Annotated in this window: 15 protein-coding genes and 1 riboswitch; of the genes, 7 read left to right on the forward strand and 8 right to left on the reverse strand. The window is 66.1% G+C overall.

What is annotated here, in order from left to right:
• The 3 genes from ACE3TJ_RS01280 to ACE3TJ_RS01290 form a co-directional block, all read right to left on the reverse strand.
• Window positions 1–975: an alpha-ketoacid dehydrogenase subunit beta gene (locus ACE3TJ_RS01280; RefSeq protein ID WP_374593089.1), complete on the reverse strand. Its 975-nt coding sequence runs from the start codon at window positions 973–975 to the stop codon at window positions 1–3.
• A complete protein-coding gene (locus tag ACE3TJ_RS01285; protein ID WP_374593091.1) occupies window positions 972–1,958 on the reverse strand; it encodes a thiamine pyrophosphate-dependent dehydrogenase E1 component subunit alpha in 987 nt (328 codons plus the stop codon). The genes ACE3TJ_RS01280 and ACE3TJ_RS01285 overlap by 4 nt, the downstream gene beginning before the upstream one ends.
• 69 nt (window positions 1,959–2,027) lie before the next feature.
• Window positions 2,028–2,603: a VOC family protein gene (locus ACE3TJ_RS01290; protein ID WP_374593093.1), complete on the reverse strand. Its 576-nt coding sequence runs from the start codon at window positions 2,601–2,603 to the stop codon at window positions 2,028–2,030.
• A gap of 229 nt (window positions 2,604–2,832) precedes the next feature.
• Between ACE3TJ_RS01290 and ACE3TJ_RS01295 the strand changes: the two genes are divergently transcribed.
• Genes ACE3TJ_RS01295 through ACE3TJ_RS01310 form a run of 4 tightly spaced genes read left to right on the forward strand, consistent with a single transcriptional unit; the run spans window position 2,833 to window position 7,885 of the window.
• On the forward strand, window positions 2,833–3,906 hold the full coding sequence (locus tag ACE3TJ_RS01295) for an LLM class flavin-dependent oxidoreductase (RefSeq protein ID WP_374593095.1): 1,074 nt from the start codon (window positions 2,833–2,835) through the stop codon (window positions 3,904–3,906).
• 2 nt (window positions 3,907–3,908) lie between these two features.
• Complete coding sequence (locus ACE3TJ_RS01300; RefSeq protein WP_374593097.1) at window positions 3,909–5,063, forward strand: CaiB/BaiF CoA transferase family protein; 1,155 nt, start codon at window positions 3,909–3,911, stop codon at window positions 5,061–5,063.
• Window positions 5,064–5,106: 43 nt separating this feature from the next.
• Window positions 5,107–7,104, forward strand: a complete 1,998-nt coding sequence (locus ACE3TJ_RS01305) for an FAD-dependent oxidoreductase (protein WP_374593099.1) — start codon at window positions 5,107–5,109, stop codon at window positions 7,102–7,104.
• The gene (locus ACE3TJ_RS01310) at window positions 7,097–7,885 is read left to right on the forward strand and encodes an SDR family NAD(P)-dependent oxidoreductase (RefSeq protein WP_374593101.1); all 789 of its coding nucleotides are present in this window, start codon (window positions 7,097–7,099) and stop codon (window positions 7,883–7,885) included. Before ACE3TJ_RS01305 ends, ACE3TJ_RS01310 begins: the two co-directional genes overlap by 8 nt.
• A gap of 4 nt (window positions 7,886–7,889) precedes the next feature.
• Here the strand turns inward: ACE3TJ_RS01310 and ACE3TJ_RS01315 are convergent, their stop codons facing one another.
• Window positions 7,890–9,524 carry an FAD-binding protein gene (locus tag ACE3TJ_RS01315; protein ID WP_374593103.1) on the reverse strand — a complete coding sequence of 545 codons (1,635 nt, stop codon included), beginning with the start codon at window positions 9,522–9,524 and terminating at the stop codon, window positions 7,890–7,892.
• A gap of 138 nt (window positions 9,525–9,662) precedes the next feature.
• A complete protein-coding gene (locus tag ACE3TJ_RS01320) occupies window positions 9,663–10,208 on the reverse strand; it encodes a TIGR00645 family protein (RefSeq protein ID WP_374593105.1) in 546 nt (181 codons plus the stop codon).
• A 156-nt stretch (window positions 10,209–10,364) separates the two neighbouring features.
• Between ACE3TJ_RS01320 and ACE3TJ_RS01325 the strand changes: the two genes are divergently transcribed.
• Both ACE3TJ_RS01325 and ACE3TJ_RS01330 read left to right on the forward strand, forming a co-directional pair.
• Window positions 10,365–11,225 (forward strand): pirin family protein, encoded by an 861-nt coding sequence (locus tag ACE3TJ_RS01325; RefSeq protein ID WP_374593107.1) that lies wholly within the window; start codon window positions 10,365–10,367, stop codon window positions 11,223–11,225.
• A 54-nt stretch (window positions 11,226–11,279) separates the two neighbouring features.
• Entirely contained in the window at window positions 11,280–11,687 is a 408-nt protein-coding gene (locus ACE3TJ_RS01330; RefSeq protein ID WP_374593109.1) for an OsmC family protein, read from the forward strand.
• Here ACE3TJ_RS01330 and ACE3TJ_RS01335 read toward each other — a convergent pair.
• Entirely contained in the window at window positions 11,674–12,648 is a 975-nt protein-coding gene (locus tag ACE3TJ_RS01335; RefSeq protein ID WP_374593112.1) for a zinc-binding dehydrogenase, read from the reverse strand. The genes ACE3TJ_RS01330 and ACE3TJ_RS01335 overlap by 14 nt on opposite strands.
• Window positions 12,649–12,731: 83 nt before the next feature.
• Between ACE3TJ_RS01335 and ACE3TJ_RS01340 the strand changes: the two genes are divergently transcribed.
• On the forward strand, window positions 12,732–14,309 hold the full coding sequence (locus tag ACE3TJ_RS01340) for an AMP-binding protein (protein WP_374593114.1): 1,578 nt from the start codon (window positions 12,732–12,734) through the stop codon (window positions 14,307–14,309).
• Here ACE3TJ_RS01340 and ACE3TJ_RS01345 read toward each other — a convergent pair.
• Window positions 14,298–14,711 (reverse strand): VOC family protein, encoded by a 414-nt coding sequence (locus ACE3TJ_RS01345; protein WP_374593116.1) that lies wholly within the window; start codon window positions 14,709–14,711, stop codon window positions 14,298–14,300. The genes ACE3TJ_RS01340 and ACE3TJ_RS01345 overlap by 12 nt on opposite strands.
• Before the next feature lie 38 nt (window positions 14,712–14,749).
• A complete protein-coding gene (rpmE, locus tag ACE3TJ_RS01350) occupies window positions 14,750–14,980 on the reverse strand; it encodes a 50S ribosomal protein L31 (protein ID WP_121048911.1) in 231 nt (76 codons plus the stop codon).
• Between the two features lie 112 nt (window positions 14,981–15,092).
• Window positions 15,093–15,292, forward strand: a riboswitch (cobalamin riboswitch).
• Window positions 15,293–15,298 lie beyond the last annotated feature (6 nt).

Raw genomic sequence — 15,298 nt, forward strand, 5'->3', positions numbered from 1 at the left:
TCAGCCATAGGTCGCCCGCACGGCTTCGACGATACGGTCCGCGTTCGGCAGATATTCCACCTCAAGCGTGCGGCCGAACGGCACCGGCATGAACGCGCCGCCGACGCGCACGATCGGTCCGTCCAGTTCGTCGAACCCGACCTGCGCCATGCGCGCCGCGATTTCTGCCCCAACGCCGAACGCCTCCACCGCCTCGTGCGCGACGACGAGCCGGTGCGTGCGCGACAGCGATTCGAGCACCGCCGCCTCGTCCCACGGCTGCAATGTGCGCAGGTCGATCACCTCGGCCTCGATGCCCTCCGCCGTCAGCGTTTCAGCAGCCGCGAGTGCCTTGTGGACGAGGGCGCCGTACGTAACGATCGTCACGTCGCGCCCGGCCCGTGCAATGCGCGCCTTGCCGAGCGGCACGGCCTCCGGCTCGGCCGAAAGCGTGCCCTTCATCGGGTAGAGCGACTTGTTCTCGACGAAGATCACCGGGTTCGGATCGTCGATCGCGCTCCTCAGCAGCGCATAGGCGTCGTCGAGCGTCGCCGGGCACACGACCTTGAGGCCGGGGATATGCGCGAACCACGCTTCGAGACACTGCGAATGCTGCGGCCCGGCATTGAGCCCGCCGCCGTGCTGCGTGCGGATGACGAGCGGCACGGCGCCCTGCCCGCCGAACATGAAGTGCAGCTTCGCCGCCTGGTTGACGATCGCGTCCATTGCGAAGGCCACGAAATCCATGAACATGATCTCGACGACAGGCTTGAACCCGCCGATCGCGAGGCCCACGGCCATGCCCGTGATCGCGTTCTCGGCGATCGGCATGTCGATCACACGATCCGCGCCGTAATGGTCCTGAAGCCCGCGCGTCACCGCGAAGGTGCCGCCCGCCTTGCCGATGTCCTCGCCGAGCAGCACCACCGACGGGTCGCTCGCCAGCGCATCGTCGAGCGCACGGTTCACGGCATGGGCGAAACGCTGCTCGCTCATCGTGCAATCTCCGCCGCATAGACCTCTTCGGCAGCCGATTGCAGCGTCGGCTCTTCCGAAAGCCGCGCCGCCTCGACAGCGGCAAGCACCTCGGCCCGAATGGTTTCCGCAAGATCGTCGAGTTCGCTGCCGGACGCCCCGCGCTCTTCCAGCAGCGCGCGCGTCACCGCGAGCGGATCGATCGCATCCGCCGCGTCCGTTCGATAACGCTGCGCATCACCCTCGTAGTGGCCGCGCACGCGCGTGGTGAAGAATTCAAGCACGATCGGCCGACTTTCGCGGCGCACCGTCGCGATCGCCTCGGCGGCGAGCGCAGCGACCCCCTCCACCTTCGTGCCGTCGATGCCGTGGTATTCGATGCCGTAAGCCACAGCGAGCTTTTCGAGCGTGAAGATGATCTGCGTCGAGGTCGGGCTGAATTCCGACCAGCCGTTGTTCTCGCACGCAAAGATCATCGGGATGCCCTTCAGCGCCGCTATGTTCAGGCATTCGTGAATCACGCCCTCGGCGAGCGCGCCATCCCCGAAGAAGGACACCGCGACACCGTCCCCGCCGCGCAGCTTCTGCGCAAGCCCGCTGCCGACAGCGATGGCGATGCCGCCGCCGACGATACCGTTCGCGCCAAGCATCCCCACCGAAAGATCGGCGACATGCATACTGCCGCCGCGTCCCTTGCACGCGCCGTCCGCCTTGCCCATCAGCTCGCGAAAGAAGCCGTCGAGGCTGAGACCCTTGGCGAGCGCATGGCCATGGCCGCGGTGTGTGGAGGCGATCGTGTCGTCCGTGCGCAGCGACGCCATCACGCCGACGCTCACCGCCTCTTGTCCGTCGCTCAAATGAATGAAGCCCGGAATCGCACCTTCCGCGAAAAGCGCCCCGCAGCTTTTCTCCGCCTCGCGGATCAGCAGCATTCGCCGATAAAGCTCAATCAGCTCCGGCGTCTGCTCATTGCGGCCGCGCACGGCCTCGACAGCCCTGTTCAATCCGGTTCCCCTCCCCGCAGCGACGTTGCCGACGCAGGCGCCGACAACACACTCAAGCCTCGCCTGTGATTATTCCGCGGCTTGCGGCAGCGGCTTCGGGTCGGGCTTGTATTTGGGCTTCGTCGAGCGGATGAACGGCCCCTCGTAGTCGGGCTCCGTCGGCGGCGTGTCGTCGGCGAGAATCTCGAAGGCATACTTCGTGTCCTCGGCATTGATCGGCCGCGTGTCGTAAGTCCATTCGACGAGGTTGCCGTCCGGGTCGAACGTGTAGATCGAACGGATGAACTCGTGGTCGGTCTGCGAGACGTGATAGCCGTTGTCGAGCCAGCGCTGCTTGCGCTCCTCCAACTCTTCATTGCCGCGACTGCAGTTGAACGCGAAGTGGTTGATCCAGCGCGGCAGGCCGAGGCCCGTGGAAATCGCGCTCTTCCACTCGTCGGGGTAGATCTGTACGCCTTCGATGCCGCGCAGATCCCACAGCGCCATCGTCTGCCCATCGCCGATGTCGTAGAACATGTGCTTGGTCCAGCCGCCGCCCGGCGCCTGGCGCTTCACGCCCGCGACGAGCGGGAAACCCATCACCTCGGTGTAGAAATAGTGGGCCGCCTCGAAGTTCTTCGTCGCGATCGCAAAATGGTGAATCATCTCTGAAAATCCTCCCGCCTGACCGGCTTTTCATATCCAGCGCATCTCTTGTAAGCGCTTAACCTAACATCGACAGAATTTATGAGCAACGGCTTTGTATCATCCTGACGCAGAGACAAGCACACTTAACGGACTTTCTGCGTTCAGGCGCACAATCACGTACAAAATGCGTCTTGCATCCTGAAACATACACTGTAAGAGAAACCTAACGACAAAGCAGGAGCGTGGTATGCAAATAGGGCTCATGTCCTTGGGGGACATCATCGACGATCCGGTGACGGGGACACCGTTTTCCGCGGCCGAGCGCTACAAGATGACGATCGAGGCCGCCGTGGTCGGCGACCGTGTCGGCATCCAGGGCTACTACATCGGTGAGCACCACGGCATCGATTACACCTTCTCCTCGCCCGCCGTCGTGCTGGCGGCGATCGCGGAGCGCACCACGCGGCTCCGGCTGGGAACGGCGGTCGCCCTTGCCGCCAACCTCGATACGCTGCGCATGGCGGAGGATTATGCGACCGTCGACGTGATCTCGGGCGGACGCCTTGAGCTCGTCACCGGGCGCGGCAATTTCTTCGAACGCACCTACGATCTTTTCGGGCAGGACGCGGCCGACTCGGCGCCGCGCTTCGCAGAGGCCATGGAACTGCTCTGCAAGCTCTGGCCGGGTGAACCCGTGCACTGGAGCGGCCAGTACCGACCGCCGATCTCCGGCCAGTATCTGCAGCCGACACCGCCGAAGCGCGACCCGTTGCCGTTCTGGGTGGGCGGCGGCAGTTCGCCCGCCACCGCGCAGCTCGCCGGCCGTCTTGGCCTCGCGCTGATGCTGCCGAGCGCCTTCGGCCGCCCGGACAAGTTCATCGAGGTCGCCAACATCTACCGCGAGGCCTTCGCCGCCGCCGGGCACAAGCACGACGCGCGCGTCGGCGCCTGCTGGCACGGCTGGGTCGGCAAGACCGATGCCTATGCCCGCGAGCGTTATGAACCGCGCTACCGCGCCTATCACGCGTTCAACCAGGCGATGATCAAGTGCGTGCACTCGAACCCGCCTGCCTATCTCACCACGGCGTTCGACTATGATTTCCTGTCGACTCGCGGCCCCGCCATCGTCGGCGGCCCGCAGGCGTTCGCCGAGCGCTTCACCACGCTCAGCACGCTCGTCGGTGCCGATGTCAATCTCATCAAGATGGACATGGGCGGCGTTCCCCGCGAAGAATATGTCGAGATGGTCGAGATATTGGGGAGCGAAGTGATCCCGCTGCTGAACACCGAAGCGCGCGCGCCCATCGCGGCAACCGCCTGATCGTGGCCGCGCCAGCTTCCGGGCGCGGACCGCTCGCGGGCGTCCGCGTCCTCGACCTCAGCGGTCTCGGCCCGGCGCCGTTCGCAACGATGATGCTCGCCGATTTCGGTGCGCAGATCATCAGCGTGCGAAGGCCCGATCCGCAGATCTTCGATCCCGCCGTCGCCATGTCGCGCGGCAAGGACGTCATCGGCCTCGATCTGCGTTCGCCCGATGGGCAGGAGGTCGCGCGGCGGCTGGCGGCGAGCGCGGACGTGCTCGTCGAAGGCTTCCGCCCCGGCGTCATGGAGCGGCTCGGCCTCGGCCCTGATACCATTGCCGAGATCAACCCGCGTCTCGTTTACGCGCGCCTCACCGGCTGGGGCCAGACCGGCCCCTATGCGAAGCGCGCCGGGCACGACATCAACTATCTCGCCATCTCGGGCGCGCTCGCTCAGGTTGGAGAGGATCGGCCGACGGCACCGCCGGGGCTGCTCGGCGATCTCGCCAACGGCTCCTACACGCTCATCATCGGCATCCTGCTCGCGCTGTTCGAACGGCAGCGCACGGGCCGCGGTCAGGTGGTGGACGCCGCCATCGTCGACGGCGCCTCCTACATGCTAAACGCCATGTTCGGGGAGCTGGAGCTGGGGCTGTGGGACGGCAAGCTCGAACATTCGATGCTGGTCGGCACCGCACCCTTCTACGGCGTCTATCGCTGCGCTGACGAACGCTGGTTCTCGGTGGGCGCCATCGAGCAGAAGTTCTACGCGGCAATGCTGCAGATCCTCGGGCTCGATGATGTCGACGCGTCGGCCGAAGCACAGCTCGACCGTGCGAACTGGCCCGCGCTCCGCGAGCGCATCGCCGGCATCTTCAAGACACGGACGCAGGCCGAATGGACCGAACGCTTCGCGCCTATCGACGCGTGCGGCGCGCCGGTGCTGGCACTGGAACAGCTCCCCGCTGACCCGCATGTTGCCGCACGCGGCACGGTGACGGAAAAAGACGGCGTGTTCACCGCCGCCCCCTCGCCGCGCCTGTCCGCGCATCCGGACCTCGTGTCCGATTTGCCGCCGCGCCGCGTGCGCCCGGCAGAGGACGTGCTCCGCGAGGCGGGACTTGGCGAGGAAGAGATTTCGGCGCTGATCGCCGGAAAGGCCGTCTGGTCGCCGTAGCGCGAAAAGAGCAGGGGAGGCTCTAGAATGACGGAAAATCAGAATGGCGCTTGAACACATCCTCCGTCCGATCACCATCAACGGGCTGGAGGTGAAGAACCGCATCGTCCGCGCCAGCCATGGCACCAGCTATGGCCGGGGGGTGATCAGCGACGATCTCATCGCCTATCACGAAGCGCGCGCCAAATCGGGCGTCGGCCTCAACATTCTCGAGGCGACCAACGTCCACCCGTCGACATCCAACCACACCGTCGACGCTTTCGACGATTCGATCATCGACGGTTTCGCCGCGCTCGGCCGCGCCTGCGCGCGGCACGGTATGCGCACATTCGTGCAGCTCTGGCATGGCGGCCACCGCTGGGCGCCCGCGACCGGGCAGGCGCCGCTCTCCGCCTCCAACGTCCCCTGCCCGCTCGGCGCCGTGAACACGCCGTTCGCGATGACGCAGGATCAGATCGACATGGTGATCGAGGCTTTCGTCGCCGGCGCGCGCCGCGTGAAGGCGAGCGGGCTCGACGGCATCGAACTGCACTTCGGCCACGGCTATCTCGTGCACCAGTTCCTCTGCCCGCTCACCAACCGGCGTGAAGACGATTACGGCGGCGGCCTCGAAAACCGGATGCGGTTCGGGCGCGACATGCTGCTCGCGGTGCGGGACGAGGTCGGCCGCGACTATCCCGTCGGCATCCGCCTCTCCGACTACAACGCCCCCGGCGGCCTGACGCCCGAGGAAGCCGGCGAGGTCGTCCACCGGCTTTGCGAGGAAAAGCTCGTCGACCACGTCAGCGCCTCGATGGGCAGCCCCTACAGCATCTCGACGATGCTCGGCTGCATGGATCAGCCCGCTGGCTACATGCTCTCCTCGGCGCTCCCCATCGCGCGCCGCGCCAACGTGCCGACGATGATCGCCGGGCGCTACCGCACACTCGAAGAAGGTAATCAGGCGATCAAGGAAGGTGACGCCGACATGGTGAGCTTCGTGCGCGCCATGATCGCCGAACCCGACCTCGTCGCCAAGACCGTCGCGGGCCATCCGGAGCGCGTACGCCCCTGCATCGCCTGCAACCAGGGCTGCGTAGGCGGCATCCGCACGCCGCTGCAGCGGATGCTCTGCACGGTGAACCCCGTCGTGGGCCGCGAGCGCACGCAATCCGAAGATCTGATCGTACCGGCCACGAACCCGCGCAAGGTCGTCATCATCGGCGGCGGTCCCGCCGGAATGGAGGCGGCGCGTGCGGCTGCGCTGTGCGGCCACAAGGTCGTGCTGTTCGAAGCGCAGGCGGCACTCGGCGGCGCCATCAACATCGCGAAACAGGCCCCGAAGCTCGCCACCATCGGCGACATCACCTACTGGCTGGAGCAGGAGATCTACCGCCTCGGCGTCGACGTGCGCCTCTCCACCTACGCCGAAGCGGACGAAGTGCTGGCGGAAGCGCCCGACGACATCATCATCGCCACCGGATCGCTGCCGCGCATGGACGGCTATCAAGTCGCCCGCCCCGAAGCGCCGATCCCCGGCTTCCATCAGCCGCACGTGCTCTCGTCGTGGGACGTGTTCCACACCCCTACCGAGCGCCTCGGCAAGACCGCCGTCGTGCTCGACGATCTCGGCCATTATGAAGCTATCGCCGTCGCCGAACACCTCATCGTGCAGGGCCTCAAGGTCACGTTCGTCACCCGCCATTCCTCCTTCGCGCCGCTGATCGAGGTGCTGGTGCGCACGAGTCCGGCGCTACGCCGCCTGCGGCAGGGCGACTTCACGCTTCAGGTCGGCTGTCGGCTCGTTTCCATCGGCAGGGGCAGCGTGGAGGTCGGCTATCTCGACGGCGAGCAGGTGTGGGAAGCTCCGGCGGACACGGTCGTCCACGTCACCTACAACGACGCGCAGACCGATCTCTACCGCGCGCTCGGCGGCGGCACGCGCGCGGCGAAACCCTATACGCTCAATCTCATCGGCGACGCGAACGCGCCGCGCGACCTGCTGATCGCCATCCGCGAAGGCCACATGGCGGGCCGCATCCAGGAGACAGTCGATGCTTGAAGGCAAGATCGCCATCGTGACCGGAGGCGCTACCGGTATCGGCGCCGCGACCTCGCGCCTGCTCGCGAAGAACGGCGCGCATGTCGTCGTCACCTCCGAGCAGCCCGTGGAAAGCCTGCAACCGATCTGCGACGAGATCGCTACCGCCGGCGGTTCTGCAAGCGCCTTCCACTGCGACGTCACCAGCGCCGACGCCATCAAAGCGCTTGTGGCTGAAGTGGAAGCAAAGCATGGCCGCCTCGACATCCTCGTCAACTGCGCCGGTCTCTGCGTGTTCGGTCCGCTCGAAAGCGTCACGCCGAAGCAGATCGAGGCGATGTTCGCCGTGAACACGATCGGCCCCATCCTGCTCACCAAGGCGGCGCTGCCATTGATGCGGAAAACGGGCGCAGGCTCCATCGTCAACATCGCCTCGGGCGCGGCGATGATCGGCGTCGAGGGCCTCGCGGCTTACTCCGCCAGCAAAGCCGCAATCGCGCACTTCACGCGCACCTTCGCGCCGGAGCTGCGCCGTTCGGGCATCCGCGTGAACTCGGTCGGGCCGGGATCGGTGCGCACGCCCATGCTCGGCTTCACCGATGACGATCTCACCGAAGCCCAGCACGCCTCGATCGAAAAGCGCGCGGCAGGCACCCGCAGCCCCTATGGCAACGCGATGATCGAGCCGCATGACATCGCCGAGGTCGTGCTGTTCCTCGCTTCCGACGCGGCACGCGCGCTGCATGGCAGCTATGTGCTCGCCGATCAGGGCTTCTCCGGCTGCATGTCGCCCCCGGGTTGACCCCTCAGGCGGCGACCGCTTTCGCCGCCGCCCGCGCCGCCCGGCGCCCCGAGAACACCCCGTCCGCGAGCGACAGACCGCTGATGTAGCCGTTCGAATGGAGACCCACGGCGGTCATCCCCGCCGCATAGAGCCCGCCGATCGCCGCACCGTCTTCGCGCAGCACCGCGCCCGTGTCCTCATCCACCTTGAGCCCGCCGAGCGTCATGAACTTGGTGAGCGCGTGGCGATTATCCATCGACATGTTGACCGCATAATAAGGCCCCTGCCCCAGCGGCGTGCGCAGGACTTCGGTCTTGCCCACCGCATCGGGCCGCCCGGCGGCGATATCGGCATCATGTGCGGCGATCGTTGCCGTAAGACCGGCGAGGTCCATCCCCGTCTTGCGGGCTAGCGCGGCCGCATCCCCACCCCGTCGCGTGCCGCCGAGCACGTAGTTGATCAGCATCGGCACGCCGAAATACTTGAACCGCTGCCAGCCGCAGGTGAGCGATTCCACGATCGATTTGCGGAATTCGCGTGCCGAAACGACGAGCCACGCCTTCCCGTCCGGCTGGCGCGCCAGCTTGCCGCCGATCAGGCTGACATAGGCGTCCTCGGGCACAAAACGTTCACCCGCCTTGTTGACGAGTATGCCCTCCAGCAGCGCCTCGGGCGGCGAGATGTTGCGCGCGATGTAGATCGAATCCATCCACCCCGTCGCGCCACCCACCGAAACGCCCATCGCGATGCCCGAACCGTCGCTGCCCATCGCGGAAAGCCGGTGGCTCACATCGTAGAAGCGCGCGAAATTCGGGTCGTGTTTGGCCATCATGTCCTGGCTGAAGGCAAAGCCGCCCGTACTCAGGATGACGCCGCCGCGCGCCCGAACGCGGACCTTGCGCCCAAACTGCGCCTCCAGCGCCGCCATCGCCTTGTATGCGCGCGCGGCCTTGCCGTGATTGTGCGGCACATAGGGACTTGCCGAAGCGCACAGTGCCTGATGTTCGGCGTATTTTTCCGGCGGAAGGCTGATCGCCTCCACCCCGACGACACGCCCGCCCGAAACGACAAGCGCCTGCACGCGCGTGTGCGCCATCACACCGACGCCTTCCCGCCCCAGCGCCTCGCGCAGCGCCGCGATGTAGTGCGCCCCGCCGAAGCCGGGGCCCACGGCGCGGTGTCCGCGGGGGATCGGCTCGGCCTTTTCGGCAAACTCGGGCGACTTCTCGTTGCCCGAATAATAGAGATATTTGCCCTCCGGCGGGTACGTGATCTTGTCGAGATAGGCGTCTCCCGAATAGCGGACACCGTGCCCGATCAGCCAGTCGACATCGGCCGCACTGCCTTCGCAAAAGCGCCGCAGCGTCTCCGGGCGCACCGCGTCGCCCACCTCGATCTCGAGGTAGGCGAGCATCTTCTCCGCACTGTCCTCGAAGCCCGCCTCACGCTGAAAGCGCGTGCCGCCCGCATAGATCACGCCGCCGCTGTACGCCGTCGTGCCGCCGCCGCCGAAGCGATCGATCAGCAGCACATCGGCGCCGCTCTCGCGCGCCTGCAGCGCTGCCGAGGCCCCGGCCCCGCCGAACCCGACGACGACCACGTCCGCCTCGGCGTCCCAGTCCACATCCTCAGCCTTGTCGACCGTGATCGGTGTCATGCACCCTCCCCGCATTGCTCTTATGCGGAGGAGACTAAATCACTCGATGTTAGATAACAACCATCGATATCGAGACACGTACAACGGAAGTTCGCCTACAACAGCGACGGGCCCCTCCATTCGCCGTTAGTTGAAGGTCTAGTGTTTTTGCTGCGTCATTCGGTCGACATACGCAATGCCGATCGCCGAGAGAATGAAGACGGTATGGATGATCGTCTGCCACAGCACGCCCTCTGCCGTGATGCGTGCGGTGGGCAGTCCGATGTTACTCGCCTCGATGAACGTCCTGAGCAAGTGGATTGACGAGATGCCGATGATCGCCATCGCCAGCTTCACCTTCAGCACGCCCGCGTTCACGTGGCTCAGCCATTCCGGCTGATCCGGGTGCCCCTTGAGCCCGAGGCGTGACACGAACGTCTCGTAGCCGCCGACGATGACCATCACGAGCAGGTTCGAGATCATCACCACATCGATGAGGCCGAGAACCAGCAGCATGATCTGCTGCTCCGTGAACTCCCAGCTGTGCATGACGAGGTGATAAAGCTCCTTCAGGAACAGGAGCACATAGACGCCCTGCGCGGCGATGAGGCCGAGGTAGAGCGGCAACTGCAGCCAGCGCGAGCTGAAAATAAGGAGCGGAAGCGGGCGAAGTGTCGACGGTGCGTCGGAAGCGGAATCAGACATAGCTGCGGCGTATCAAATGCTGGGGCGATTCTCCAAGACTGTTCCGCTGCGGGAAACCCAGCGTTGCAGGCGCAGCCCCTCCCCGCCTGCTTTTGCGTTCTTACATGGGCATACGAAGGCGGAAGGTTTGCCCCTCCGCGTACAGGAGCATGAACGATGAAGACGATCACAACGCGCCACACCAACGAACAGCGCCACTGGGTGGGCGACGGCTTTCCGGTACGCTCGCTGATCTCTTACCACGCGCAGGGCGGCGCGATCAGCCCGTTCCTGCTGCTCGACTACGCGGGCCCGCACGTGTTCGAGCCCGCCGAAACCCCGCGCGGGGTGGGTACGCACCCGCATCGCGGCTTCGAAACCGTCACCATCGTCTATGATGGCGAGGTGGAACACCGGGATTCCGCCGGGAACGGCGGCATCATCGGCCCCGGCGACGTCCAGTGGATGACGGCGGCCGGGGGTGTGCTCCACGAGGAGTTCCATTCGAAGGGCTTTACGCGCGCAGGCGGGCCGTTCCGCATGGTCCAGCTGTGGGTAAACCTGCCCGCGAAGGACAAGATGGCGGCGCCCGGCTACCAGTCGATCGTGGACGCGGACATTCCGGTCGTCGACCTCGACGGCGGCAGGGCGCGGATCATCGCGGGTACGATCGGCGGCAAGACCGGCCCGGCGCGGACGTTCACCTCGGTGAACGTCTGGGACGTACGGCTGGATAACGGCGCCGACGTCACGCTCGATCTGCCCGAAGGCCACACGACTCTGGTCGTCGTGCTGTCGGGCCGGGTGCTGGTCAATGGCGAGGATGCCGGCAGCGCGGAGGTGCTTGAGCTGAGCCGGACGGGAACCTCGGCGCGGTTCACGGCGGAGGCCGAAACCACGCTGCTCGTGCTCACGGGCGCGCCGATCGATGAACCGATCGTCGGTTACGGCCCGTTCGTGATGAACAGCGAAACGGAGATCCGCACCGCCATCGATGACTTCAACAGCGGTCGCTTCGGCCGGATGGCTGCGGCATAGTGGAAGGGAGGCAGGCGTACACCGTCTGCCTCCCTTTTCCGTTGAGGAGACGACATGGACGAAATCACGATTGCGCGCGTCACCGCCAACATCGGCACCGACGACTACAAGGTCGATGTGCGTGCCGGGCACCACATGTTCGTCTCCGACGAGCCCGAGAAGATCGGCGGCAAGGACGCGGGACCGGCGCCGTTCCAGCTTCTGCTCGCCGCGCTCGGATCGTGCACGGCGATCACGCTCCGCATGTACGCCAGGCGCAAGGACTGGCCGCTCGAAAGCGCCGAGGTCGCAATGCGTCACCTGAAGGACGGGGACACCGCGCGCATCGAGCGCGTGCTGACGCTGACCGGTGACCTTACCGAAGAGCAGCGCGCGCGGTTCGCGGACATCGCCGAGCGCACGCCGGTGACGCTCGCGATCAAGAACGGCGTGCCGATCGAAACGACGCTCAGCGGATCCTGACAACGGCCTTGCCGATGAGCGTTCCGGCCGCCATTGCAGCGAACGCTTCATTGGCGCGCTCAAGCGGCACGTCCATGCCGATGAACGGCCGGTAACGCCCCGATTCAACGAGTGCGTCGATCTCCGCGCGGACCCGGTCGCCGGCCAGCGGATTGCGGCGCCCGAACTCCCCGGCGCGCACGCCGACGATCTCGATCCCCTTGATAAGCGCGGAGTTGAGCGCAAACGGCTGCGGTATTCCGCCCGCGAAGCCGATCAGCAGGTAACGCCCATTCCAGCGCAGCGCCCACATCGCGGGCCCGAGCAGTGCGCCGCCGACGGGATCGAAGACGACGTCGATGCTGTCCTTGAACACCGAAAAGTCGGGCGCGGCGCGATCAATGACGAGCGTTTCATCAGCGCCCGCAGCGCGTGCGGCTGCGCATTTCGGCTCATCGGACGCAGCGGCGATCACATGTGCGCCGAGCGCCCTCCCCATCGCGACCGCAGCGAGACCCATGCCGCCTGCGGCACCCGTGACCAGCAGCGTTTCCCTTTGCGTCAGCCTGCCCCGCTCCACGAGTCCGACCCATGCGGTGAGCGCGCCGACCGCGTAAGATGCGGCTTCCGCATCCGAGCACCCATTGGGTGCGAGGCGCACGCTTTCGACACCGAGCGTGACCGCTTCGGCAAGACATCCGGAGCGTGCGCCGACGACGACACGGCGCCTCACCAGCGCCGGATCCACCCCCGCACCCGTATCGGTCACGATGCCCACGCCTTCGACGCCCGGCACGAACGGAAGCTCCGGCTTGAACTGATATCCGCCCGACAGCATCAGGAAATCCGGGAAGTTGAGCGCCGCCGCCGTCAGCGCGACGCGGACCTCGCCCGCCGCGGGCAGCGACGCGTCCGGCCACGCAGTCTCGAAGCGCAGCCCCGAGCGATCCTCGCTCAGATGGTGGCAGACCCACGCCTTCATCCCACCCCTTCCCTTCGACTTTTAACGGCTTGCCTCGGATGGCGGCGCGGGGGAAGTTCGAAAAAGGGAGAGGAGAGCCAACAATGGACGAGGATTGGAGCTTCGGCCGCATCGCCGCCGCGATCGGCGGTGCCGTCGATCCCGATCTTCCGGCGCTGATCCACGGCGATCACATAACGCGCTGGGGCGATTTCGACCGGCGGACCGATGCGCTTTCCGCCGCCTATGCCGCTGCCGGCGCCGTGCCCGGCGACAAGGTCGCGCACCTGATGCGGAACGGCCCCGCCTATCTCGAAACCACCTTTGCCGCCTTCAAGGCGCGGCTCGTCCATGTGAACGTCAACTACCGCTATACGGGCGAGGAACTTCTCTACATCCTCGACAATTCCGATGCCGCGGTGCTGGTGTTCGATGCCGATTTCGCAGACCTTGTCGACGAGATCAGGCCATCGCTGGGGCTGGTGAAGCTGTTCGTGCAGGTGGGCGGTTCGCCGCCCGCATGGGCGAAGGCGCATGACGAACTGGCCAAAGCCGGCGCTGGCCCGCTCGCCCTTACGCACCGCGGCGACGACTTGCTGTTCATCTACACGGGCGGCACCACGGGCTATCCCAAGGGCGTGATGTGGGACCAGAGCGTGATCTGGGCGATGCTCGGCGGCGGCGCGGCAATGATGGGCGGCCCACCGGTCGAAACGCTGGAGGCCCTGCTCGGCAATGTCCGCGCCGGGATCGGGCGGCGGCGGTTACTCGTGATGCCGCCGCTGATGCACGGCTCCGGGTTCCTGATGGGCCTCTATGCGATCGCGACGGGCGGTACGGCGATCACCTTGCCGGGTGCGAGCTTTCATCCGATCGAAGCAGTCGCGGCGTGTGCGCGGCACAAACCGAACAGCGCAGTAATCGTGGGCGATGCTTTTGCCCGGCCGTTCCTGAGAGCGCTCGACAACGGCGGCGGCGACATCGCTTCGCTCGACCTCATCATTTCCTCGGGCACGATGTGGAGCCCGGAGGTGAAGGCCGGGCTGTTGCGGCACAATCCGAAGATGATGCTGATCGACGCGCTCGGCTCTTCGGAAAGGCTTGGCATCGGATCGGCCGTACAGGGGACGCACAACGCCGGCGAGGCGACGCGCTTCGTGCATGACCCCGACACGATCCTGGTGGACGAGAACCTGCGCTCCGTGGCGCCCGGACACGTGGGCCGCATCGCGCGCGGCGGGCTGCTGCCGCGCGGCTACTACAAGGACGCGGCCAAAACCGCCGCAACCTTCGTGACCATCGACGGCAAGCGGTACGCGATGGCGGGCGACCATGCCATGCTGGAAGCCGACGGCACCTTCACGCTGATGGGGCGCGGCAACCAGTGCATCAACACGGGGGGCGAGAAGGTGTTTCCCGAAGAAGTCGAGGAAATGCTGAAAACGCACCCTGCGGTGGACGATGCGCTGGTGTTCGGGATGCCCGACGAGACATGGGGCCAGTGCGTGACGGCCGTGGTGGAGGCCGAACCTTCCGAGGTGGCCGACATCCTTGCGCATGTTCGCAGGCACCTTGCCGGCTACAAGGTGCCCAAGCGGCTGCTCGCAGTGCCGAGCGTGCCGCGTGGCCCGAACGGAAAGGCCGACTACGCGACGGCGAAGGCGATGGTTTCAGCGCTGTGAGAAGCTCGGTGCGTTCAGCACCTCGAGCTTGATACCGTCCGGGTCTTCGAAGAACACCGCGTAGTAATCCGCCGAATATTCGGGGTAGAGCGCGGGCGCATCGAGAATGCTCACCCCAGCATCGCGCAGCAGGGCGTGGATACGATCCACCTCCGCCCGGCTATCCACCGACCATGCAAGGTGATGAATACCGGGGGCGTAACGCTCGTGCGCGTAACCCGGAAGCCGCGCCTGCTTGAGCCCGATCGAGGCGAAGCCCCGCGGCGCGCGGATATCCCATTCGCACTCGCCATCGTCGCGCACGCACGTGTAGCCCAGCGCATCCAGCAGCAAGCCATAGACGCGCTTCGAGGCCGCGAGGTCGCTCGCGTTCAGATCGATGTGATGAATGAGCCCGTTCACGGCGGCGTGTCCCTAACGGAGCCGCCGCCGCACGGCGCTTACTTCTTGCCGAGCGAGAGCCCGCCGAAGCGCTTGTTGAAGCGCGCAACGCGGCCGCCGGTGTCGAGCATCTTCGAGTTGCCGCCGGTCCATGCCGGGTGCGTCGTCGGATCGATTTCGAGGAGCAGCGTGTCGCCCTCCTTGCCCCACGTCGAACGCGTCTGATAGGTCGTCCCGTCGGTCATCTGCACCGTGATGGTGTGATAGTCGGGGTGGATATTCTGCTTCACGTCTTTGCTCCGTCGTCAGCGACTGGTTTCCGACCAGCCGCCAGGAAAGCGGGGCCAATAGCCGAGCCGCGCGCCACTTGCAAGCCGGGTTGCAAGCTAGAGCGTGAGCGACTATCCACGCCGCCGACATGGTGCCCCGGCAACGGGGATAATAGGGAAGCCGGTCTGAAACCGGCGCTGTGCCCGCAACTGTAGGCGGATAGCCTGCGTGCCACGATGCCACTGGAACGGCCCCATAGGCCAGACCGGGAAGGCGGCACGCAAGGCGACAACCCGCAAGTCAGGAAACCTGCCATGTCTGTCGTCCACGCCCGGCCG

Source organism: Sphingosinicella sp. (assembly GCF_041916975.1).
Taxonomy (GTDB): domain Bacteria; phylum Pseudomonadota; class Alphaproteobacteria; order Sphingomonadales; family Sphingomonadaceae; genus Sphingosinicella.

Bases quoted from the DNA above. Each gene is read 5' to 3' on its own strand.
- ACE3TJ_RS01280 (WP_374593089.1), bottom strand. From the start codon at position 975: ATGAGCGAGCAGCGTTTCGCCCATGCCGTGAACCGTGCGCTCGACGAT.
- ACE3TJ_RS01290 (WP_374593093.1), bottom strand. From the start codon at position 2,603: ATGATTCACCATTTTGCGATCGCGACGAAGAACTTCGAGGCGGCCCAC.
- ACE3TJ_RS01295 (WP_374593095.1), top strand. From the start codon at position 2,833: ATGCAAATAGGGCTCATGTCCTTGGGGGACATCATCGACGATCCGGTG.
- ACE3TJ_RS01305 (WP_374593099.1), top strand. From the start codon at position 5,107: ATGGCGCTTGAACACATCCTCCGTCCGATCACCATCAACGGGCTGGAG.
- ACE3TJ_RS01310 (WP_374593101.1), top strand. From the start codon at position 7,097: ATGCTTGAAGGCAAGATCGCCATCGTGACCGGAGGCGCTACCGGTATC.
- ACE3TJ_RS01315 (WP_374593103.1), bottom strand. From the start codon at position 9,524: ATGACACCGATCACGGTCGACAAGGCTGAGGATGTGGACTGGGACGCC.
- ACE3TJ_RS01320 (WP_374593105.1), bottom strand. From the start codon at position 10,208: ATGTCTGATTCCGCTTCCGACGCACCGTCGACACTTCGCCCGCTTCCG.
- ACE3TJ_RS01325 (WP_374593107.1), top strand. From the start codon at position 10,365: ATGAAGACGATCACAACGCGCCACACCAACGAACAGCGCCACTGGGTG.
- ACE3TJ_RS01330 (WP_374593109.1), top strand. From the start codon at position 11,280: ATGGACGAAATCACGATTGCGCGCGTCACCGCCAACATCGGCACCGAC.
- ACE3TJ_RS01335 (WP_374593112.1), bottom strand. From the start codon at position 12,648: ATGAAGGCGTGGGTCTGCCACCATCTGAGCGAGGATCGCTCGGGGCTG.
- ACE3TJ_RS01340 (WP_374593114.1), top strand. From the start codon at position 12,732: ATGGACGAGGATTGGAGCTTCGGCCGCATCGCCGCCGCGATCGGCGGT.